The 22,063-nt window shown below is 25.4% G+C and carries 25 protein-coding genes, 2 pseudogenes and 1 riboswitch; of the genes and pseudogenes, 19 read left to right on the top strand and 8 right to left on the bottom strand.

Features of this window, described 5'->3' with window-relative positions; genetic code table 4:
• Nucleotides 1-8: 8 nt before the first annotated feature.
• Genes AACL22_RS00610 through AACL22_RS00600 form a run of 3 tightly spaced genes read left to right on the top strand, consistent with a single transcriptional unit; the run spans nt 9 to nt 3,114 of the window.
• Nucleotides 9-278 carry a hypothetical protein gene (locus AACL22_RS00610; RefSeq protein ID WP_338988785.1) on the top strand — a complete coding sequence of 90 codons (270 nt, stop codon included), beginning with the start codon at nt 9-11 and terminating at the stop codon, nt 276-278.
• Between the two features lie 14 nt (nt 279-292).
• Nucleotides 293-1,546 (top strand): hypothetical protein, encoded by a 1,254-nt coding sequence (locus AACL22_RS00605; RefSeq protein ID WP_338988783.1) that lies wholly within the window; start codon nt 293-295, stop codon nt 1,544-1,546.
• Nucleotides 1,546-3,114: a hypothetical protein gene (locus tag AACL22_RS00600; RefSeq protein ID WP_338988780.1), complete on the top strand. Its 1,569-nt coding sequence runs from the start codon at nt 1,546-1,548 to the stop codon at nt 3,112-3,114. The genes AACL22_RS00605 and AACL22_RS00600 overlap by 1 nt, the downstream gene beginning before the upstream one ends.
• A gap of 667 nt (nt 3,115-3,781) precedes the next feature.
• On the opposite strand, the gene AACL22_RS00595 is transcribed toward AACL22_RS00600, so the two are convergent.
• From AACL22_RS00595 to AACL22_RS00590, 3 genes and pseudogenes are all read right to left on the bottom strand, one after another.
• Complete coding sequence (locus tag AACL22_RS00595) at nt 3,782-4,090, bottom strand: hypothetical protein (protein ID WP_338988777.1); 309 nt, start codon at nt 4,088-4,090, stop codon at nt 3,782-3,784.
• Between the two features lie 142 nt (nt 4,091-4,232).
• Nucleotides 4,233-4,295, bottom strand: a pseudogene (locus AACL22_RS13715) (hypothetical protein); the annotation flags it as partial.
• Nucleotides 4,296-4,308: 13 nt separating this feature from the next.
• Nucleotides 4,309-6,039 carry a PQQ-binding-like beta-propeller repeat protein gene (locus tag AACL22_RS00590; RefSeq protein WP_338988776.1) on the bottom strand — a complete coding sequence of 577 codons (1,731 nt, stop codon included), beginning with the start codon at nt 6,037-6,039 and terminating at the stop codon, nt 4,309-4,311.
• A gap of 524 nt (nt 6,040-6,563) precedes the next feature.
• Between AACL22_RS00590 and AACL22_RS00585 the strand changes: the two genes are divergently transcribed.
• The 6 genes from AACL22_RS00585 to greA all read left to right on the top strand — a co-directional run bounded on the left by AACL22_RS00585 (nt 6,564) and on the right by greA (nt 10,466).
• Entirely contained in the window at nt 6,564-6,827 is a 264-nt protein-coding gene (locus AACL22_RS00585; RefSeq protein ID WP_338988774.1) for a hypothetical protein, read from the top strand.
• Nucleotides 6,794-7,540, top strand: a complete 747-nt coding sequence (locus AACL22_RS00580) for a DDE-type integrase/transposase/recombinase (protein WP_338992941.1) — start codon at nt 6,794-6,796, stop codon at nt 7,538-7,540. Before AACL22_RS00585 ends, AACL22_RS00580 begins: the two co-directional genes overlap by 34 nt.
• Before the next feature lie 179 nt (nt 7,541-7,719).
• A complete protein-coding gene (locus tag AACL22_RS00575; RefSeq protein WP_338988771.1) occupies nt 7,720-8,655 on the top strand; it encodes an IS30 family transposase in 936 nt (311 codons plus the stop codon).
• Nucleotides 8,656-8,893: 238 nt separating this feature from the next.
• Nucleotides 8,894-9,199 carry a hypothetical protein gene (locus AACL22_RS00570; protein ID WP_338988770.1) on the top strand — a complete coding sequence of 102 codons (306 nt, stop codon included), beginning with the start codon at nt 8,894-8,896 and terminating at the stop codon, nt 9,197-9,199.
• 74 nt (nt 9,200-9,273) lie between these two features.
• Entirely contained in the window at nt 9,274-9,915 is a 642-nt protein-coding gene (gene udk / locus AACL22_RS00565; protein ID WP_338988768.1) for a uridine kinase, read from the top strand.
• Between the two features lie 80 nt (nt 9,916-9,995).
• Complete coding sequence (greA, locus tag AACL22_RS00560) at nt 9,996-10,466, top strand: transcription elongation factor GreA (RefSeq protein WP_338988767.1); 471 nt, start codon at nt 9,996-9,998, stop codon at nt 10,464-10,466.
• Between the two features lie 71 nt (nt 10,467-10,537).
• On the opposite strand, the gene AACL22_RS00555 is transcribed toward greA, so the two are convergent.
• Entirely contained in the window at nt 10,538-10,774 is a 237-nt protein-coding gene (locus tag AACL22_RS00555) for a hypothetical protein (protein WP_338988764.1), read from the bottom strand.
• A 21-nt stretch (nt 10,775-10,795) separates the two neighbouring features.
• On the bottom strand, nt 10,796-10,852 hold the full coding sequence (locus AACL22_RS00550) for a hypothetical protein (protein ID WP_338992940.1): 57 nt from the start codon (nt 10,850-10,852) through the stop codon (nt 10,796-10,798).
• Between the two features lie 358 nt (nt 10,853-11,210).
• On the opposite strand from AACL22_RS00550, the gene AACL22_RS00545 reads away from it, so the two are divergent.
• The 4 genes from AACL22_RS00545 (at nt 11,211) to AACL22_RS00530 (ending at nt 14,546) form a co-directional block, all read left to right on the top strand.
• Nucleotides 11,211-11,387: a hypothetical protein gene (locus AACL22_RS00545; RefSeq protein ID WP_338988762.1), complete on the top strand. Its 177-nt coding sequence runs from the start codon at nt 11,211-11,213 to the stop codon at nt 11,385-11,387.
• On the top strand, nt 11,371-11,850 hold the full coding sequence (locus AACL22_RS00540; protein WP_338988761.1) for a hypothetical protein: 480 nt from the start codon (nt 11,371-11,373) through the stop codon (nt 11,848-11,850). Before AACL22_RS00545 ends, AACL22_RS00540 begins: the two co-directional genes overlap by 17 nt.
• Before the next feature lie 85 nt (nt 11,851-11,935).
• Complete coding sequence (gene fib / locus AACL22_RS00535; RefSeq protein WP_338992939.1) at nt 11,936-13,144, top strand: cytoskeletal motor fibril protein Fib; 1,209 nt, start codon at nt 11,936-11,938, stop codon at nt 13,142-13,144.
• 115 nt (nt 13,145-13,259) lie between these two features.
• A complete protein-coding gene (locus tag AACL22_RS00530) occupies nt 13,260-14,546 on the top strand; it encodes a YitT family protein (protein ID WP_338988759.1) in 1,287 nt (428 codons plus the stop codon).
• Here the strand turns inward: AACL22_RS00530 and AACL22_RS00525 are convergent.
• The gene (locus AACL22_RS00525) at nt 14,543-15,523 is read right to left on the bottom strand and encodes a hypothetical protein (RefSeq protein WP_338988757.1); all 981 of its coding nucleotides are present in this window, start codon (nt 15,521-15,523) and stop codon (nt 14,543-14,545) included. The two genes, AACL22_RS00530 and AACL22_RS00525, sit on opposite strands and share 4 nt — an antisense overlap.
• Nucleotides 15,524-15,606: 83 nt before the next feature.
• Between AACL22_RS00525 and AACL22_RS00520 the strand changes: the two genes are divergently transcribed.
• The gene (locus tag AACL22_RS00520; RefSeq protein ID WP_338988755.1) at nt 15,607-16,533 is read left to right on the top strand and encodes a deoxyribonuclease IV; all 927 of its coding nucleotides are present in this window, start codon (nt 15,607-15,609) and stop codon (nt 16,531-16,533) included.
• Between the two features lie 2 nt (nt 16,534-16,535).
• Nucleotides 16,536-17,009, top strand: coding sequence for a dual specificity protein phosphatase (locus tag AACL22_RS00515; protein ID WP_338988753.1), 474 nt, complete (start codon nt 16,536-16,538; stop codon nt 17,007-17,009).
• 204 nt (nt 17,010-17,213) lie between these two features.
• Here the strand turns inward: AACL22_RS00515 and ispG are convergent.
• Nucleotides 17,214-18,290, bottom strand: a pseudogene (gene ispG / locus AACL22_RS00510) (flavodoxin-dependent (E)-4-hydroxy-3-methylbut-2-enyl-diphosphate synthase).
• A 537-nt stretch (nt 18,291-18,827) separates the two neighbouring features.
• Nucleotides 18,828-18,927: riboswitch (purine riboswitch) on the top strand.
• A gap of 84 nt (nt 18,928-19,011) precedes the next feature.
• On the opposite strand from ispG, the gene AACL22_RS00505 reads away from it, so the two are divergent.
• The 4 genes from AACL22_RS00505 (at nt 19,012) to AACL22_RS00490 (ending at nt 21,463) form a co-directional block, all read left to right on the top strand.
• Nucleotides 19,012-20,412: a BMP family ABC transporter substrate-binding protein gene (locus tag AACL22_RS00505; RefSeq protein WP_338988750.1), complete on the top strand. Its 1,401-nt coding sequence runs from the start codon at nt 19,012-19,014 to the stop codon at nt 20,410-20,412.
• Between the two features lie 75 nt (nt 20,413-20,487).
• Nucleotides 20,488-20,826, top strand: coding sequence for a hypothetical protein (locus tag AACL22_RS00500; RefSeq protein WP_338988747.1), 339 nt, complete (start codon nt 20,488-20,490; stop codon nt 20,824-20,826).
• A 35-nt stretch (nt 20,827-20,861) separates the two neighbouring features.
• Nucleotides 20,862-21,143 (top strand): hypothetical protein, encoded by a 282-nt coding sequence (locus tag AACL22_RS00495; RefSeq protein ID WP_338988744.1) that lies wholly within the window; start codon nt 20,862-20,864, stop codon nt 21,141-21,143.
• A gap of 113 nt (nt 21,144-21,256) precedes the next feature.
• Nucleotides 21,257-21,463, top strand: a complete 207-nt coding sequence (locus AACL22_RS00490; RefSeq protein WP_338988741.1) for a hypothetical protein — start codon at nt 21,257-21,259, stop codon at nt 21,461-21,463.
• A gap of 69 nt (nt 21,464-21,532) precedes the next feature.
• Here the strand turns inward: AACL22_RS00490 and AACL22_RS00485 are convergent, their stop codons facing one another.
• Nucleotides 21,533-21,994 (bottom strand): DDE-type integrase/transposase/recombinase, encoded by a 462-nt coding sequence (locus AACL22_RS00485; protein WP_338988738.1) that lies wholly within the window; start codon nt 21,992-21,994, stop codon nt 21,533-21,535.
• Nucleotides 21,995-22,063: the final 69 nt, after the last annotated feature.

Genomic DNA, 22,063 nt, shown 5'->3' with positions numbered 1-22,063 from the left:
ATGTTATTATGTCAAAAGTAAATATTAAAGATGTAATTATGTTTTTGAAAATCTTTGGAGTTTCATCATTGTTTTTTATCGCAGGAATTATTATTTGTTTTATAGGAGAAAAAACATTAGGTATTTCTTGACCGGCATATGTTATTGTTTCAGCAATGCTTATCGGAGCTGGAATTATAGTTTTGATTATTGAAACAATTAGATTTATTAAAACACATAACAAAAAACAAAAAGAAGATAGTATTGAAGATGTTATTAAAAAAGAAGAAACAAAATAAAGGGGAAGTTATAAATGGGATTGTTACCAGCAAAAAAGAAAATAAAAAAAGATTATGATATTGATAGTTATTATCTTAATTTAGCATCAACTATTACTAATCGTAAAAATGTTACTGTTCAAAAACATAATGAGCTTTTAAAAAAAAGAATTTGTGAAGATAATGCTAATTTTTTAAATCCACGAGATTTAGAAATTAGCATTTATAATCCACTTACTAATCAACAATTAGATACTAAATTAATTAATAACTTTTTAAAGATGCAAGACTTTACTAATAAAAATTGATATAACGAATATAAAATTAATAAGAATGGTAGGGGTACATACTTTATTTTTGTTAATAATTCAAAACTTAATTTTATTACTATTGATTTTTACAATGACCAATATGATGAATTAGGTAATTTAGTATCTTGTACTTTTGATTATGACTCTTATATTAAAAATGACCAGAGTATTTTTATTACTGAAAAATTAGAGATTGATTCTGTAACTAAACAAGTTAAAGTTATTAGAAAGTTAAAAACACGATTATATAGTACTATTACCGACTTATATATTGATGATGCTAAATGAAATAACTATACAACTTTACAAAGAGAAGAAATATTACCACTTAATTTTATTCCAATTCAAATTATTCCTAATAACCCTAATTTTGAGCCTTCTGCTCGTTATGGTAAACAATTTGCTAGTATTTTAGATATTATTGCTGAAAAGATAATGTTAGATCCATTATTAAATAGTGGTAAATTTACTATTAATACTAACGGCGTGACTGGTGTAGTTGACCAAGAAATTAGTAAAATGCTAGCTTCATTTATTGAAAATGACTTGTTATTAGTTGAAGGAGACCCTGATAGTAATTTTCAACCAGTAGATTATATTGCGGGTAATTTTAAAGGTGAACAATTAACCAAAATATATGATTGATTATTAACTAATTACTATAAAATAAATCGCCATCATGTTCCCGCAATCGCCAAGGGAGCCCAACAAACACAAGCAGAAGTTGCGGGAGTAAATATTCAAACAAACGCATCATATGAACAAATGATATATATTAGAGAAATTAAATTAACTGAATTCATTATTAAGTTAATTAAATATGATAATGCGATTTTAAACAGTAGAACATTCAATATTAAAAATATTGATGAGTTAATTGTTGATGTTCGCTTACCAGTAAATGCTACTTTAAACAGACAATTAAAAAACAACGAAACTATTATCAATATGCCTAATGAAGAAGGAGAACAAGAATAATGTTAAAACCATCTGAAAAAATGTTAGCACAATTAGCGGAAAATGATGAACCAATTGACTATTCAATCGATAGTATTCCGTTAGATTTTGCTGCTCAATCGCAGTACAGCAACCCTGACTTAGAACAATTATTTACTGAAGACCGTGCAAGAACCTTATATATTTATAAAATTAATAATATTGTTAAGACAAAGCAAAAACCAATCTTAAATTACTCTCAAAATAGCGTTAAAATAGGTTTTATTGACAAAGATGAATATATTAAAATAACTGGTTATGAAATTAGTGATTTTAACTTTAAATTACAAATTCAACAAAATACCACAGTCCAAGATAATAGCACAAGTTATGTTATGATTGATGAAAAAGATATTTTAATTAATGATATTTCAAAACAAGACAAAGAATTTTTAGAATCCTATGACTTAAAAATAGTATCTATTAATGAGCCAATTAGTGAAGATAACAAAAATGAATGTTATATCATTAAAGAATACAAAGGCCCTTATTCACCCGATGGTGTTAATATTATTAAATCTATGCATTTAGTTAAAATAACTGATTTTAAATGAAAAAACCAAAATAGTATTCATTTAGTATTACAAAAATCATTACCCGAAGACACAGTATTTACTGGGATTGAAATTAAATACCCTAAATCAATGTTATTTGGAAATATTAAGTGTTGAGGCAATGTTAATGGTGTTTATTCTTATCCATCATCAATAGTTGAAAACGCTAGTTTAGTACCTTTACTATCAATGCCAATTGAAACAAACCCTAATGTAAGAATATTTCAGTATTGATTTACGGAAAGTTTTTTGCCTTGAAGTATTGCCAAAAACTATATTCAAGGAAAAGATATTTTAGATTTGGTAAATAAAAATGGTTTAGAAAAAGTTTTATTAAATTATTTAACATATCGTTATAATTATGACCGTAAATTTCAAGGAGCAAAATACGATGAAAAAGGTAATCCTACCAATAAAGCGGCTGAACTGCGCCAAAAATTTGAAGGACAAAAACCAGAAGATGTAATTGATGGTTTATTTGAAAATTGAAAATTAGATAATTCCACATTTCTTAATGAAAATGTTGTCAAAAGATTTAAACAAATTATTTATATGTTATCAAATTATACATATAGCAAGTATGCAATTAATAAAGGCTATAATGATGATATTAAATTAATTGCTCCTTATTATTTTAAACTAATTTCAAAACCAAATAGATTAGAAGAAGGATATTTTTATTTTTCAGATTGTCAAGTACAAATATATTCATTATATTTTGATTTTATTGGTTCTAATCCACCAATTACAGTAAATTATTGAAAAGAAATTAAAGCACAAGAAAAACCATTTAATCAAGTGGATAATAAATGATATTTTGCTATATGGAAACCTAATAATTCTATTTATTGAAAAATATCAAAATTTAAACACGATACAAATAAAGGAAAAAAATGAGGATTGAGATCCATTAAAACCATATTATATTGATCTCTTTTTATGGGTTTTTGAAACAAAAGAACAAGATTTATTAATAGATGATCAATCAGAAGGTAAAATAGAACGAATTTTTTGAAATGAAGATAAGGGACGAAATTTTAAAGCAGTTTATCGTTGAAATGGTGGTGGTGAACCTCTTAAACCTTTAATTGATTCAAGTACTGGAAAAATTATTGATTGAAATTTAAAACAACAAATAAATGTTAATAATAACAAAGATAATGAAATTAAAGTAAGTGTTAAAAACAAAGATATTTCAGAAAATCCTATTTATCGATTAGAAGCAAATTTTTTTAATTGATTATCCGTAACAAATGAATTAGAAACAAATAACATTCCTTCTCTTATTCCATCAGAAATTAAATTATCTGATGGTGAATATGGGAAATATTTAACTAATTTAATTGTTTTTAATGACAAAATAGAAAACTATTTAAATTATTTTTCTGAATGATATAAATTACTTTATTCTAAAATAGATTGAATTAGTACAATCGAAGATTTAATTGATTATAGTATTAAAATAACTTTTGATAAAAAACTATTTAATTTAAATCAAATTGAAATATCAGGTATATGAGGTTATGGTAATTATGAAATTACAATTTTTACTGAAAAAGAACAAATTAATATTAATAATTTACAACTATTTAATAAAAATAATGAAAAATTATCATTAATTATATTAGAAATATAAAAAGTCATTTATTAAAATGACTTTTTATTATTCATTAACTTTTACATTACCGGTTTTATCAATAATTAAATTAGGTACATTAGTATCTTCTAAATTTCAACGATAAACTGCTTTAAAATTTCGTCCCTTATCTTCATTTCAAAAAATTCGTTCTATTTTACCTTCTGATTGATCATCTATTAATAAATCTTGTTCTTTTGTTTCAAAAACCCATAAAAAGAGATCAATATAATATGGTTTTAATGGATCTCAATCCTCATTTTTTTCCTTTATTTGTATCGTGTTTAAATTTTGATATTTTTCAATAAATAGAATTATTAGGTTTCCATATAGCAAAATATCATTTATTATCCACTTGATTAAATGGTTTTTCTTGATATGCTATTCATTCTAAAATACCATTTTTTGTTTTTATATTATTTTTTTCTTTTAGTTTATTTAATTGTTCCTCGATATATTGTGGTGTATTACAGGCAACTAAACTGGCTGTACTTGTTCCTATTAAAGTGATTGTTCCCAAAAGACTTAATTTCTTTTTCATATCGTGTTTATAATTAATTCTTTACTACCACTATATCTGTTTTTTTACTTTTAAATGTTACATTTTTTTCTTCCGAATTTAAGGGAATAGCTTCCCCAATCTCAGTATGATGCATAATTATTTCTTTTTTACTTTTAATATCATAGTAAAAATTTATACTATTATCATTATTTATTTTTATTTTTGAGGGTAAAATTTCATTTTCAAATAAACTAAGCATAGCATCTTTAATTGAAATATTAACTATTATTTCATTATTATTTTTATCAATTAATTTTGCACTAACCATACCTTCAATTTTTTGATAATAATTTAAAATAAGCTCTATATTATTTTGTAAAGAAGTAACATAAACTGAAATTTTACTATGTGGTGGCACCTTTACTGGTTGAGATGGAACAGTTATTGTTGTAGTGTTTGTGGTTGTTTTAATTTCTGTTTCAGAAGAATTTGAAGTATCTGTTATAGTATAAGTTTTTGACTTCCCTCATGTATAACCACCACCAGCTTCAACTGCAACTTCAAGTTTTGCACCAAAAACAACAGGGACACCAGCATTACTACTAGCTTTTGCTGTAACTTTAGTATTTACATTTGTACTTCAATTATCAGTATTTGATGTTGTTTCTGATTTAGAAAATCCATTCATTTTTTGAAATGTATTTGTTTCTGTTAATTGTTTAGAACAAGAAACTGTATTTTGAATTTGTTCAATACTACTATTATTTATAAATGTTGAGTTAGAATCTTTACAAATATCATTAAGATCTTGTTCTAAATTATATGATTTATTTTTTTGTGTTTCTTCTAAAACAAGTTCAGATTCTGTTAAATTTTTTAAATTAATATTTAAAATCTGTTTAATTTCAGAATTAGGATTTTGTTTTTTATGATATAAATATAACCCTCTTTTTACTTGATCTCTCATATTAATAATTTTAGATTCAATTAATTGCAATGTATCATATTCATAAACTTTATTATCTTTTGAACCAAAGTATAATTTATTATTTAAAGCTACTCCAGAAGATAAAATACTTCCATTTGTTGTAATTACAACTTTTTGTTGTTCAGTTTTAGGATTATATTCATATACTTTTTTATCATATGAACCAAAATATACTTTATTGTTTAAAACAACTCCAGAAGATCAAATACCATCATTTGTTGTAATTACAACTTTTTGTTGTCCAGTTTCAGGATTATATTCATAAACATTATGATCAAAAGAGCCAAAGTATAATTTATTATTTAAAACTACACCGGAAGAAATGGCATTAATATTTGCTGTAATTACAATTTTTTGTTTTTCAGTTGTATGATCATATTCATAAACACTTCCATCATAAGAACTAAAATACAATTTATTATTTAAAGCTACACCGGAAGAAAAAACACTCCCATTTGTTGTAATTACAACTTTTTGTTGTTCAGTTTCAGGATTATATTCATAAACATTATGATCAAAAGAACCAAAGTATAATTTATTATTTAAAACTACACCGGAAGAAATAATACTTTTATTTGTTATAATAACAATTTCTGAAATTCCAACAATATTATTTTTTTTATTATCTTGTCTTTTTACTCTATTTAATTTTTCTAAATTATTTTTTTGTGAATAATTAACTTTACTAATTTCTAATTTAGTTTCTTCTTTTTGATAGGGGCTAGCAGCAATTGTTGTTGGTACAGCGGTTCCACCAATAGTTAATAGACTTAATAAACTTAAAAGTTTTTTCATTTTATTATTTCCTTTCTTTTATCTTGAAAATTTTTATCAAGATCTATTGACATTATATATATATATATACAAGCACTTTTTAAACATATTTGAGAAAGGAAGTTATTTAAATGATTATTATTGTGATTATATTGTACTAATCTGGGCTCGCGGGATTTTCATAAGTTTGTGAAAAATTACTTAAAGTTTTAAAAAACTTTTGCCGCGCTTTTCAAAATACTTGGGAAAAATTCTAAGCGTTAAGCGAAGAATTTTATAAAGGTTCCCAAATTTGTTTGAAAAAACCTCAAAATCTTTTTTAACTTATATGTTGTTTTATCACAAAAATTTAAGAAAATCAACCGCTCGCCCAAAACCTCAAAAAACTATATAATTAGCTTTGTATATAAAAGAAAGGATTTTTTAAAATGGATAAAACAAAGTATCATTTTACTTTTAAAGAAAGAGTAATGTAGAGTGCACCCCAAAAAGTAAGTAAAATAAAAAAAGATTTTGCTAAATTTTTATAGGGGGTGCATTTTTATATGGCAAAAAAAGGACAAAAATATAACAAATATACATCAGAATTTAGAACAAAAATCATTGAGGAAATTAAACAAAAAAGTTGTTGAATAGTAGCAAAACAATATAATATAAATGCAAATACAGTAGAATCTTGATGAGCAAATCATAAAAAAGGAAAATTAAACAATCCTAAAGGACCTAAAATTTCTTTTGCCAAAAGAAATTTAGAATATTATAAAACAAGGTATGAATTATTAAAAAAGCTCCATGACTTTTACAATTAAGCAAACTAAGAATTGTCTCTTTTATTAAACAAAATTTTTGTGAATATTCAATAAAATTATTACTAGAAGTAACAGGGTTAAAACGTAGTTATTGAGATAAATATAAAAATTATGACAGTAGCAAAAAAGATAAAAAAGCAATAAATGATATTGTAAAAGTCTATGAAGAAAATTTAAAACAATTTGGTTATCGAAGAATTACTAAATATTTAAAGGAAGATTATGGTATAAAATATAATTCAAAAAAAGTTTTAAGAATTATGCGTGATAATCAAATACAATCTGAATATGTAAGAAAAATGAGAAGAAAAATGAAATATAAACAGAATAAAGAAAAAAGCTTATTGCAATATCCTGATTTAATTAATCGTAAATTCAATGATATAAAAACAAGGTTTTCAGTACTATATACTGATGTAACATATTTAATTTGAAAAGGAGAAAGATATTATCAATCAACAATTATTGATGGATATACTAAAGAAATAGTTGATGTAAAGTGATCTAAATATAATGACAATAAATTAGTAATGGATAATTTAAATGATGCAATTAATAAAATAAAATTAATAAAAAAAGATCTGAATGGAATAATAATTCACTCAGATCACGGATATCAATATACATCCACTATTTATCACGATAAATGTTTATCTAACGGTATTACAATTTCAATGGGAAAAAATTACACTGTGCAGATAATATTGTTATAGAAAGTTTTCATTCATTACTTAAGAAAGCTACAATCCATAATAAAATATATAATTCACATGAAGAATATATACAAGATGTTATAAAATGAAATACATGATATTCAAATCGTAAAGAAAAAGATATAATTAAAAAAAAGTAAATACTTTTTATTAGTACTTACTAAAATGGGTGCACTCTAATGTTAAAAGATTTATTAGAACTTGATTCTTTAAAAAGAAAAAATAGTAAATCCAATATATCTAAAATAGCAAAAATACTGCATAAAAATCGCAATACAATTAGACGAGAAATAAAAAGGTTAAAAGATAATGAATATGACGCTAAATTAGCACACGAAGATTATTTACAAAAACAACAAAAATGTTTTAAAAAATCATCATTATTGCTAAATATTTTAGAATTACTAGATGAAAAATATAACAAATTTCATGATTCACCAGAACAAATCTGTAAAAAATATGAAAAAGAATCTGGTATTAAATTTCCGGTATGTTTTAAAACTTTATATAAATATATTCATTTGGAATTTTTAAATTTCAAGAAAGATAATTTGTATTTTCATGGTAGAAAATATAAAACAAAAAATAGAATTGATAACCGTGGAAAAATAAGAAATTTTAGAACTATTGAAGAAGCAAAACATGATAAATATGAATTTGGTTGATTTCAAATGGATACTATGCTTGGTAAAAACAATAGTGTTTGTTTAGTTTTAATCGAAGAATTAACGCAATTTAAAATTATTGAACCATTAAAAGAAAAAACAACAAAAGAAGTTGCAAACGCAGTAGAACGAATTTTTTCTAACAGATTTTTCAAAGATAGATGCAAAGGAATAATAACAGATCAAGGCAAAGAATTTGTTGATTGAGAAAAAATTGAAAAAATAACAAATGCTAAAGTATATTTTTGTGATGCTGGAACTCCAACACAAAAACCCAAAGTTGAAAGAGCAATCCGCGATTTTAGATATTGATTTTCCAAAGGAATTGATTTAAGTATTTATTCAAAAAATTATTATCAAGAAGTTGCTAATATAATAAACTCTAAACTTAAAAAATCTTTACATTGACTATCTTCAAAAGAAGTTTTTATACAAATGTTTAATTTTTAATATAATTACCTATAAAAATTTTAATCATTTTATTTTTCAGTGTGCCAAAATTCATAAATTTAAAACAAAACTACTAAATTTTTTTAAAATAAATTATATTGAACATTTATTTTATTGGTGTTATAATAAAATAAAGTAGAGTGTTACACTTCATAGTACAATTTACACTTCAACTGGCACAAAGCGAGAGAGTGCAATTATCGAAGCAGCAATTGAGTTAGCATTTGTTGGTTTTTCGGTGAGTTTTGCAACAATTTGATATTTTACTTACTATCGTGCAAAATATCTTCGTCGAATGAAAAAACAACCTGAATTACAAGCTAAATTGGATGCCGAATTTGAAGTTAGAGATGATTGAAAATATGTTTCATTAGAAATTCGTCATGAAATTAAAAATTATTTAGAACGAAATCAAGCATTATATCAAGCGACAAATAATGTTAATTATCAAGATGCAGAACATTTGCTCACGGAATTAAATCTTATTATTAAAAAAAGTAGTAGTCTTGATGAGAAAAAAGATGAATCAGTGCATAAAGAATAACCAAACAATTTAACGAAAGTTAAATTGTTTTATTTTATGATATACTAGAATAAGAAAATAAGAGGAGGAATTAAATGCAATCAAAACCAAAAAATAAGGTGCAATTAGTTACTATTGCTGGTGGGACTGCAAGTGGCAAAACAACAGTTGCAAATAAAATTGCTGAAATTTTGCAAGGAAAAAAAATCGTTTATTTAAAAATGGATCATTATTATAAAAAATTAGACGATTTGACATTAGCAGAACGAAAAAGAATTAATTTTGATCATCCAAATGCCCTTGATTTAGAATTATTAGTTAATCATCTAGAACTTTTAAAAAATCATCAAGATATTCAAATGCCAAATTATGATTTTACAATTTTTAATCGCTCAATCCAAACAACGGAAATAAAAAGTGGTGATGTGATTATTCTTGATGGTATTTTAGGTTTAGCATTAGAAGAAATTCGTAAATTATCGGATATTAAAATCTTTATTAAAACAGAAGATGATATTCGTTTTATTCGACGTTTAACACGTGATTTATCAGAACGGGGGCGAACAGTTGAAAGTATTATTAATCAGTATTTAACAACGGTAAAACCAATGTATGAGTACTTTGTTGAGCCAAGTATTAAATATGCCGATATTATTGTGCCATATTATAAAGGAAATGAAATTGCAATTGATATGATTGCAACAAAAATTAAGGCTTTATTACTTGAAAAAAAATAAAAAACCCCATTATTATTGCTTTTTTAAGGTATAATAATGATTGTTGTAATTAAAAAACAGAGAGGAACGGAGAGAACACCATGAATGAAGAAATTTTGTTAACTAAAGAGGGAATTAAAGACTTACAAGAAGAATTAGATAATTTAATTAATGTTATTCGTCCCGAAGTTATTGAAGAGTTAAAAGAAGCTCGTGCACAGGGAGACTTATCAGAAAATGCTGATTATGATGCAGCACGAAACCGTCAAGCGGAAGTTGAAGGACGAATTAAAGAAATTGAATCACTATTAACAAAAGCAAAAGAAATTAAGGAAGTTAAATCAAAAACAGGAATTATTAAATTGGGAAGTACAGTAACATTTACTAATTTATTGATTAATAAAAAATATGAATTAAAAATTGTTGGTGCTGTTGAATCTAATCCTTTTAAAAATACAATTTCGAATGAATCACCAATTGCAAAAGCTATTATTGGCAAAAAAGCTGGAGATTTAGTTGAAATTAAGGGAATTCAAGAACCTTATAAAGTTAAAATTTTAACTGTAGAATAAATAATAAAAAAACAATTTTATAATGAACATCTAAAATAAAATTGACAGAAAAAAGAGACAAACATTTTCTGTTATATAATTTTATTGAAAGGATGTTCTTTTCTTATGGCAAGACAATGAAACAAAAATGTAAATTGTAAATTAATGATTTTGAAGGTTATTAACTGTAGTAACACATTATAAATAGCATCTTTAACTTTCATCATTGCATTACCTAATTCGGTTCAAATAGAATCCATGCTACCTGAAATAGTAGGAGTATCTGCAACTAGAAAATTAATAGCTGATGTTAAATACATACCTAACATTATTCTTTATCCTCTTTACTTTTAATTTCTTTTTTTTCCTCGAATTTGATGAGTTTTTTGATAAATCGATAAACCAATTCAAGCAAAAATACCTAATATAATAACAATGCTAAAAATTGTTGACTATATTGAATAAATTATCCGCGTAATTTATTAGCGGTAATTTATTCATTTTCTTTTACATTATTAATTACTATCTTATTAACAGTATTAATAACATTATCTTTTCTATACTTAGCTACTAAAGACCGCAAAATAAAATAATGTTTTCTTTCCATTAAAAAATCAATTCCTTTCTGAGATATTTTATTGCACTTTATATTATAATTTACAAAAAAATATTATTAAATATTTAAAAACGGAAAATTATTTTCTTTGTTTAGAGGATATCATAAAATTATCTTAGTGTTGTCTAAGAAAGGAAGGAGTATAAAAAATGAAAAAACTTTTAAGTTTATTAAGTACACTAACAATTGGATCAACTGCTATTCCAGCAGGATATGCAATGTATCCTTACAATTTAGAAAATAATAGCTACTGAGCAAGAGAAAACTGCTTTAGAACAAAACAAGCAACAACTTGAGGTTCAATTACAGATGATGCAACAAGTTAAAGAAGGATTAGAAAAACAAATTGCTGATGCAACAAGTCACAATACTAGTCTTAAAGCAGAAATAGAACTAAAAAAACTAGAGATTAGTAAGTTAACAAAAGAATCACAAGAAAAAGTTTCTACATTGGAAATGGAAGTTACTCAGTTAAAAGAGAAGTTAGCAGCTAGTGAACAAAATAAACTTTCTTTAGAACAAAAAATACAAGAAGTTAAAACTAATTTAGAAAAAGTTACTAAGGAGAAAACTGCTTTAGAAGTTAATTTAAAAGATAAGTCAGAAAAAATTAATGATTTAAATTTCAAATTAGATCAAGCAAATGGTGAAATTAATAATTTAAATTCACAAGTTGCTGATTTGAAAACTAAGTTAGAAGGTAGTGAGCAAGAGAAAGCGACTTTAGAAGCAAGTAATAAAGAATTACAAGAGAAAGTTAATGAGTTAACAGAAAAAACACAAGAATAATTAATAAAAAAGTTACAACATTATTTTTGCAACTTTTTTATTCAAATTGAAAGGAAAAAAGAAATAAAAAAAATATTATCATTATATTGTTAATGAACCTGAATCATTCCAATTCGATGGTGAATTCGCTAAAGTTGTTAAAGACTTTAAATTAGGGTTAACAGAAGGAGTTACTGGAACAGCAGATATGCTGATTTATAACTCAAAACAATTTAAGGAAATGGTTGATAAATATGGGCATACTATTGATGTAATTGATACTGAAGCAGGGGCAATTGCACAAGTTGCTAAAAAATCAAGTATTAATTATATTGCTTTAAAAATTATTTATAATAATGCATTATCACCATGAGATAATGATCCAATTCATAAATTCAAAATGTATGAAACAGTTAATACATTAAAATATTTATTAAGAAGATTATTTAACTTATTAAGTTCAAATTATATTATTGATTTATCACAATCTTCACAAGATGATTTAGATTCAATTAATGAATTATTTGAAATTAAACATGACCAATGAATTAAATTATTTAAACCAAATACACATAAAGTATTATCAGGATTTGGGCCTTCATTAATGTTAGTTGATAAACAAGAAAAAACTCCTGTTGCATTAGATATTATTCAAGTAATGCGTTCAAAAACAAAAGAAGCAGAAGGATCAAGTAAAGTAATTTTAGGGGAAGATGAATGAAAAAATGCTCCTAAAAAATGATTACGTAAATTATTATTTTTAAAACAAGTTCGTGTTAATGAAGATGAATTATTATGAAATAAATCAGCAAAATATGATTTAAATAATGAAAAATTATATAAAATTGAAACAGTTGCAAATGAAATTGCGGCAGCAATTGCTGAAAAATGTCAAGATAAATCATCATATACATATAATGGTGCAACAGTACAACAAAAATACTTATTAGTAAATTGTGATGCAAAAGTTTCGTTTTACATTACCCATAATCAATCACATGAATTTGTGGAAGATAAAAACTTTGGAACACAATTAGTAAGTAATGAATTTGTTAAATACTTAAATGAAGCATTGAAAGATGTTGACTCACCATATCAACAAATTGTTGTTTATATGACAATTCCAGCATTAGATTATCAAAAAATTCCAGTGTTTATTCCTTCAAACAAAGGAGCAAACAGAGGTGTTAAATTTGGAACTTCAAAAACCAAAAAGTTACAACGAGATTATACTGTAGTTGATATTACAGGAAATGATTATGATCCAATCAAAGTTGGTTCATTCAAAGTTACAATTCGTTTAAAAAGTGAATAATTAATAATTAATTAATTTTATTAAAAAACAACCTTTTGGTTGTTTTTTATTTTTTAAATGATGTTATACTTATTAGTAATAATTAAGGTTAAGAAAGTGCATGGAATAACGAAAAATGGTTAACGAAGAAGAAAAAAGATTAACAGCAGAAGGAGATAGTAACAACATTGGAGTTAACCCTGATAGTATTACAAACAAACCATCAGATTTTTATCCGAAAGAAAAAACAACGGAAAGAAAAACCCGTAGTCGTGAACGGATTTCACGAAAAGAATTTAATTTACGTTTTAAAGCTTATTTTAAATCACGTTTATTCCGTGATTATGCTTATATTATTTTTGCTGCTTTTTTAGGAATGGCTAGTTATGATTACTTTATTGCAGCAACAACAAGTAATGGGATTACTCCAAGTGGAATTGGAGGGATTGCCCGTGGAATTGCGGTTGGAATTTGACCAAACCAAGATCAGTTACAAATGCAAACAAGTATGTACTGAGTTTTTTATTTTGTGTTTAATATCCCATTATTTATTTTTGGCGTCATTAAAGTTGGACTTCGTTTTTCTCTTCGTACAATTGTTTATATTGGTTTGCAAAATGGTTTTCACTTTGCATTTGCTTATATCCCGGTTATTAATCCGCAAGAATTTTTTTTTATTGTTAATTATAATAGTTTAAATATTTTTAGTAATTATGGTGGAATGTATCAGATTTGATTATTTGTTTTTGCAGCGGTAGCAGGAATTTTAAATGGAATTGCTTATGGCTTAGTTTATAAGGGGGGAGCATCAACAGCTGGAACTGATTTTGTTTTTGCTTATTATTCAGCTAAAAAGAAAATTTCAATTGCTAATTATAATCGAATTGTTAATTATATTATTATTGTTGTAATGTTAGCAATTCACACAACATTATTAAGTCGTAGTGAATTAACAAGTATTTATTTTGGAAAAGACTGAGCAGCAGATATTGATCAAATTCAACGCCTTGGTTTTAAAATTGATGATGGTGGTTTATATGGTAGTGATTTCACTAGTCATAAAATTAAATACTTCTTTGGTCCTGCCTTATTTGCTTCATATTTACTTGTCGTAGTACAAGCAATTACAATTGATATTATCTTTCCGAAATTTAAATATCGTAGTTTAATGGTTATTACTTCAAAAGCAGATGCTATTGTCTCAGGGTTACAATATGTTCATTATCCTAATGATATTATTCGTTTACCAGCACGTGATCATTATGAAGGCAATGATCTTAATAATGAAGTGATTATTGTTTCCACCTCAGTTTTAGAATATAAGAAAATTAAAGCTGCGATTATTGTTTCTGATCCAGAAGCTAAAATTTTAGCTCATAAACTAGACAAACTTATTGCTAATTATAAAGTAGATAAATATTAATCTTTTTGTGCAATTAAATTTAATCAGACAAACCCTTTTTGTAATATTTCATAGTCATGTTTTAACATTAGTAAAATATTCTTTAACATGACTTTTTCATTTAAACTAATTCTAATATTTAATAAACTATTATAATTATCTTTACTATGATTTATTGCACTAGTTGCTAATTGGAATGATCATGTTTGGTTGGTTACTTTAATATTTGGGATCATTTTTGTTGTTGTCATATTTTCTAGAATAAGATTTTTAAGAGTTAATGTTAAATCCGCCTTAGTTTGGTCATATCAAAAAAAGTTATCAAAAATTAAGTTATTTTTTTGATATTTATTTTTTCGTGTAATTTCAAAATTTTGATCATTAAGAGAAGGAACAGTTATTGTTAAAAATAAATAACGATAATATTGAAGGTTATAAGGTTTCGGAATTAAATTTGGTTGAAGATTATCAACAACCGTAGTTGTTGCTTGATTAATAGAACCAAAGTTAAAATTATAACCGTGATATTGACCAATGATAATATTGTCATTTACTTTAAAATCAGATAAGTGTGGCAGATTATTTGGTGTAATTGTTCATTGGGAACTAATATCACTAATTGTTAATGTTTTAAAAATGGTCTTAAAGATATCATTATAGATATTAATTAATAATGTTTTATTTAAATTAATTTTAAGTTGATTAATTAATGTTTTCTGACGTTTTTTAACAAAAATTAATAAGATAAAATTTATTAAAGTTATTAGTAAAAAAACAATACCAAGAGGTAAGAAGACAGCTTTGCGCATAGTAAAATGTAGGTTATATGCTACAACAAAATTAAAAATTGTTAACAAAAAATTAAAAATTAAACTTAACAGGCATAATAGATTAATTCCTTGTCAAGCTACAATTTTATCATTCTTTTTAATAATAATTTTTTGGTAAATTTGATTAATTGTTAGTTTAATTTTTTCAATGTTTTTTTCGTTAATCATTTTGATCCTTTCATAAATAAGTTATTTTTCTTATCTTATATATGATATTATAAAATTAATTAGAAAGAAAGGGAGACCTTAAAATGAAAGATTATAATTTAATTATAGGAAGTCATGTTAGTATGAACAAGCAGCAAAATTATTTGCTTGGTGCCTTAAATGAAAGTTTAAATAATAATGCTAATGCAATGATGATTTATACAGGACCACCCCAAAATACTATTCGCGTTAGTACGGAGCAATTTTTTATTCCAGAATTTTATCAGCAATTAAAAGAACATCATTTTGATATCAATAATATTATTATTCATGCTCCTTATATTATTAATTTAGCAAACACAACTAATCCTAGTACTTTTGAAATAGCTGTTGAGTTTTTTAAAAAAGAAATTACTCGTGCTGATGAAATTGGAATTAAAACAATTGTTTTACATCCTGGAAGCGCGGTTGGTGCACCAAAACAAGTTGGATTAGATCGCATTATTGAAGGATTAAATTTAGTTTTAACACCTAATCAAAAAGCAACAATTGCTTTAGAAACAATGGCTGGTAAAGGAAGCGAATTAGGAACAAATTTTGCACAACTAAAATATATTATTGATAATGTTAAATTAAATGATAAATTAGGAATCTGTTGAGATACTTGTCATATGCATGATGCTGGTTATCGCTTGACAGAAGCATTAGATGATATTATTATAGAATTTGAGCAATTAATTGGTTTAAACCGGTTATTATGTTTACATATTAATGACAGTAAAAATCCTTTTAATGCCCATAAGGATCGGCACGAAAACATTGGTTATGGTTACTTGGGATTTGAAACCCTTTTAAAAATAATTTATCATCCTAAATTAGATGGGATGATTAAGATTTTAGAGACACCATATGTAGGAGAAAAGAATCATGCATTTGCTCCTTATAAGGATGAAATTGCGATGATTAAGGCAAAACATTTTACTGACCCATTTCAACAAAATGGTAAAATAAAAATAGATTTAGGAGAATAAAAATGTCCGCAAAGAAAATTATCGATAATTTGTATCTTGGTGATCGTCATAGTGTTCCACATGATGCTGCGTTAGTAATTAGTTGTGCTGAAGAAATTTATCGTGAACAAATTCAAAAATATAATATTAAAAATGATAATCAAGAATATTTTTGAATTGATGACAAACATGTTTATTTTAATTTTAAAGATTATCCAACATTACAAGAATTAGATCCTAATATTGTAATTCAAGCATTAAAGATTATTGATAATAATATTAAAAATAAAAAAATTTATGTTCATTGTGTTTGAGGAATTAACCGTAGTGCATCAATTGTTTTTATGTATTTAGTAGCAAAAGGATATATTAATCATGATGACTTTGATAGTGCATTGAAGCAATTTAAACGAATTTATCCCTATATCAATCCAAATCCAGGTTGGTTTGATTTTTTGCTAAATGAGTTTCCATATAGTCACTTAATTTCGAATTAAAAAAACTAGGTAATTACCTAGTTTTTTAACGTTTATTTTTACAACACTCACATTTTTTATTAACACAATCTGTACAAGAAATACAAATTAAGCAAGAACGACAACCAACTTTTGGTTTACTACAAGTACGACACGAAAAACAATCATGATTTTTTGCGGGACAACACATATTCATATCATTCACCTCTATTTTCTTTCCAATTTTTATTTTATCATAAAAGGTTTTATTATTGTTGAATGTTTTTTTTGTTGTCATTCTTGATAATATTCATCAATTAATAGTTTTAATTCTGGAACAAGATCTTCTCGTTTACATGATTTATAAATTTTACCTTTTTTAAAAATAATTCCACCATTTTTACCACCAGCAATTCCTAAATCAGCTTGTTTAGCTTCTCCTGGACCATTAACAACACAACCTAAAATGGCAATTTTTAATGGGATTTTTAAATCTTTTGTATATTCTTCTAATTCTTTTACAACGGGGAAAAGGTCATATTCTAAACGACCACATGTTGGGCAAGCAATTACATCAACAATGTTATCATAAAGTCCTAATGAATTTAACATTCGTTTAGCAACTTCCACCTCCGCTATTGGATCAGTTGATAAACTAATTCGGATCGTATCACCAATACCATTAAAAAGAAGCGGTAACAAACCACTACATGATTTAATTGTTCCGGTATGATGACTACCAGCTTCAGTAATTCCTAGATGAAGGGGATAATTTTATTCTTGACTAGCTAAGGTATAAGCTTCAATTGCCATTAATGGTTCAGTTGCTTTTAAAGATAAAATAATATCATAAAAACCAAGATGTTCTAAAATTTCAATATGACGACGAGCACTTTCAATCATTGCTTTAGGAGTTCAACCATATTTATTGACAAGATCTAATGGCAAACTACCAGAATTAACCCCAATTCGGATTGGAATCTTTTTTTCAAGACATTTTTCGACAACTTTTTTTGTATTTTCAATACTCCCAATGTTTCCTGGATTAATTCTAATTTTACTAATACCAGCATCAGCAGCAATTAAAGCAAATTCATAATTAAAATAAATGTCTGCAACTAATGGACAAGGAGAACGTTCAACAATTGTTTTTAAAACAGCAGCATCATCTTTTCCTAAAACAGCAATTCAAACAATTTCACAACCTTCTTGATATAGTTGCTTGATTTGCGTTAAAGTAGCTTCAACATCGTGTGTTTTTGTATTAGTCATTGATTGAATAACAACTTTATTTTGTCCGCCAATTTGAACATTACCAACCATTACTTTTCGTGTATTATTTCGTTTATTCTTTTTTTGCACGTCCTTATCTTTTTAATCTTTTTGATATGTTATTGTAAATGGTGGGGGAAATTTTAAACACCAGTAGGGGATTTAAAATTCCACTAATACCTAAATCCTTTAAAATAATTTCAAAATAATCATACGACTAAATGCAAAGAAATACAAGACTAAAATTAGTTTTTCATTATTTACGCTGTTTTGTTTTAATTTTATTTCAATTTTGTTCTAAAATGTAAATTGTAGGATAAAGTACAACAAATTTAAAAAAAAATCTAAAAAGTTATTTAAATCTTATTGAATTTTATTTTTTGAACTATATAATAATAAATGTCTAGGGAAGTATAAAAATTGTACTTTTATTAAATTAATAATAAACAGCACAAGTTTAGCCCTATCAATATGACCATACTTTGTATTATATTATCTTATACTTCATGGATACCTTAAAAAACAATCTCACCCGGGTTGTTTTTTTATTTTAATTGCTTTTTGATAAAAAAGAAGTTATGATATAAGTATAAAAATAAATGATATACCTGTATATACTAGTAATATGGTCTAGTGTTTCTACGTCTTACCATTGGAAAAAGACGCTATAGGTTAATGCTTTTGCTTTTTAAACATTAACCACTCATTTTAATGAAAAACCAGGTTGATCTTTTTGTTTTTACAAACATTAAGTAAAAAAGGAGCAAAAAATATGAAACGAATTTTACAAAGTTTGATGATGATAAGTATCATTGGCACTTCAGTGAACAGTGTTTTTGCTTGTGCAAAGAAGTATAATTTTGATAATAGTATTTGGGTTATTACTGATGGGGGAACTGTAAATGATCTTGCTTTTAATCAATCCGCATGAGAGGGAGCAAGTAAATATGTTTTTGCACAAAAAAATCAAATTGTTCTACCACAAAATTGAAAAAGTTCAAACTGACGAGCAAGTTACTTTGAATCAGTTAGTCAAACGCCTGGTGATTATAAAAATGCTTATATTACATCTTCAATTGCAGGAGCAAAAACACTAGTTTTACCTGGTTTCAACCATGGTAATACCATTGGTTGAGCAGCAGGTTTAGTTGATAATATTATTTATATTGATGGAAGTAGTCAAAACATTCATCTTAATATGGACCAGAAAGCACCATTAGCAAAAAATATTATTGGAATTACTTATCAAGCTGAAGCCTCTGGCTTTTATGTGAGTTTAGCAACAAGCATTTATTTAAATGCGCACCAAAATGAATATAATGGACACTTAAAAGTTGGTAGTTATGGTGGGATGGATAATCCAGTTGCTGTTTCAAATTATATGTGAGGTTTTTTAGTTGGAATTGATTTATTTAATACTATTATTAATTCTTCAGTAAATAGTAAATGAAATAATATAAAACATGATATATTAAACCAAGTCCAAAATATTAATCCAGAAATAACAACTTTACAATCAATTGTTAAAGTGCAAAATGTTTTAAAACAGAATGAATCATGATTTTCACAATCATTTCAAGCTGGTGATGGCAAAATTATTAGTGATGAATTATTAGCTCGTGGCGCTCATATTATTTTTCCGGTTGCTGGTGCACAAGTTCAAGATACAATTAATCAAATTAAAGTTAATAAAGTCAATGCTAAGATAGTTGGTGTTGATACCGAACAATCTAAAATTTATGGCGAAAATTATGTTGTGACTAGTGCTTTAAAACAAATTGCCACTTCAACTTTTGATGCATTAAAAAATATTTATTCAGCACAATGTGGGTATGATGCACAAAATAATATATGAGATGAGACAAAACAAACAAGTAATTGTTGAATTAATACTGACCAAACTTCTCTTGATCATCCAAGTTGGACAGGGATTGAAACAACAAAATGAGTTAAACAAGATTTAGTTGATTTTTTGCATAATACAACTGATGATCATAACAAAGATACTTTGTTTGATAAGATAGTAAAAATATTACAATATGCTTGCAAAAATGGAATTGATAATCATTCCCCAATTTCCGCACATAATTTTACAAATACTTTACAAAATACATATGAAACACAAACAAAATTAAAAGCATATTTATTAGCAGCAATTGAAAAGGTGTTATAATTTTCTTAAGGCTTATTCATCAACTAAAAAATTATGATAAGCAGTTATTTATAAAAAAGAAAGTAGAATAATAAGATGAAAATAATTAATAATTTAAATAAACCTTTTTTTAATCCAACAGATGATGATTCTGATGATGAGAAAACATTTGAAGTTAGTGAACAAAATAAAAAAATCAAAAGTAATAATCAAGATATAACACAAAATAATGAACCTTTGAAAAATGATTTTTTAAATAACCTTAGTAAAGATTTTAAAGATATAACATTTGTTGAAAAAAATGATTCAAAAAGAGTTTTAGACAATAGACTAATAGTACCATTACCTAAAATTGAAAAATCAAAAAGATGGCGTGAATTGGCAGATAATCGGTTATCTTTTTTTAAAATAATAAAATACAGCCCGAAGGAATAGGGGCTTCTTCTGCTAAATATTTAATTACAGAAAATATGTATCAATCAATTCATAATTTACCTAATTTTGCAAAATCACATGCATGTATTTTAGCACCTTGTGATATTTCAGGATTAGTTAGTCACAGTAGTATAGCGGATGGTTTGGGAAATAATTTTTTATTAGAGGTCAAAAGTAGTTCTAAAAATGTTATATACCGACGAATGGATGAGAGGTCTTTTAATTTAAAAGAAGGACAATTAAGAGTGAAAACTTCTGATAATAAAATTAATCAAGATGTTGTTAAAAAAACAATGATAGAAGTTAAAAAAAAATAAAGATTCGACAAATATTAAAGATTTATTTCAAAGTTTTAAAAGGAATGAACAGAGTGCTTTAAGTGATATTTTTTATTCAGATGTATCAACAAGAAAAGACTTTTTTATTTCTTATGGACTCCCAATGTTATCCATTTTTATTTGAAATTAAAATTCCTTCTGATGCTAGTAAAATGTACATTGTTGATTTAAATAAATATAAAGCTACTTTAGCTATTTTAATTAACCAAGGATATAGTTTTAAATTTATTAGTTTTAGTATTATTCCCGAAAAAAGTTGAGAAATAATAAAAATTAAACTTAAATTAGAAAAAAATTAAAAGGTTAAATGGGATATTTTATAAAATAATGGGAGTGTACCCCTTTAATAGGACAAAATTTTATTTATTTTATTTTTTTAATGATACCCTAGTTGTATTATAAAATTCAATATATTTTTTAATAATAATTATGTCTTTTATTTTATTTTGCGTATTATAATTGTTATAGAAGGTTTCACACTTTAGTCTAGCATGGAAACTTTCTTGCACAGCATTATCAGCTGGAGTAGCTATTGCTGAGTAACTTATTTTAAATTTATATTTTCTACAGAATTCAATGTATTCTGTAGCAGTATAAATTGAGCCTTGATCTGAATGAATTATTAATTTCTTCAGATCTTTTTTATTTGAAACTGTTGCTATTGCTTTTAATAAAGTTTTTATTAATACTGAAGTTGTCATTGAATCTGAGATTGTATAAGCAATTACTTTTCTTGTTGCTAAATCAATGAATGAAATTAAATTGGATTTTTCAGTATGATTATGTTTAATGACAGTTACATCAGTACTTCATACTCGATTTGGTTTCAATTGGTTAAATTTACGTTTTAGTAAATTCTTTTTGTTTGTTTGACTTAATGATTTTTAAATATGACGAGA

Source organism: Spiroplasma endosymbiont of Seladonia tumulorum (genome assembly GCF_964020235.1).
In the GTDB taxonomy this organism is placed as follows: Bacteria; Bacillota_I; Bacilli_A; order Mycoplasmatales; family Mycoplasmataceae; genus Spiroplasma.
This window is presented reverse-complemented; position numbering and strand designations above follow the sequence as displayed.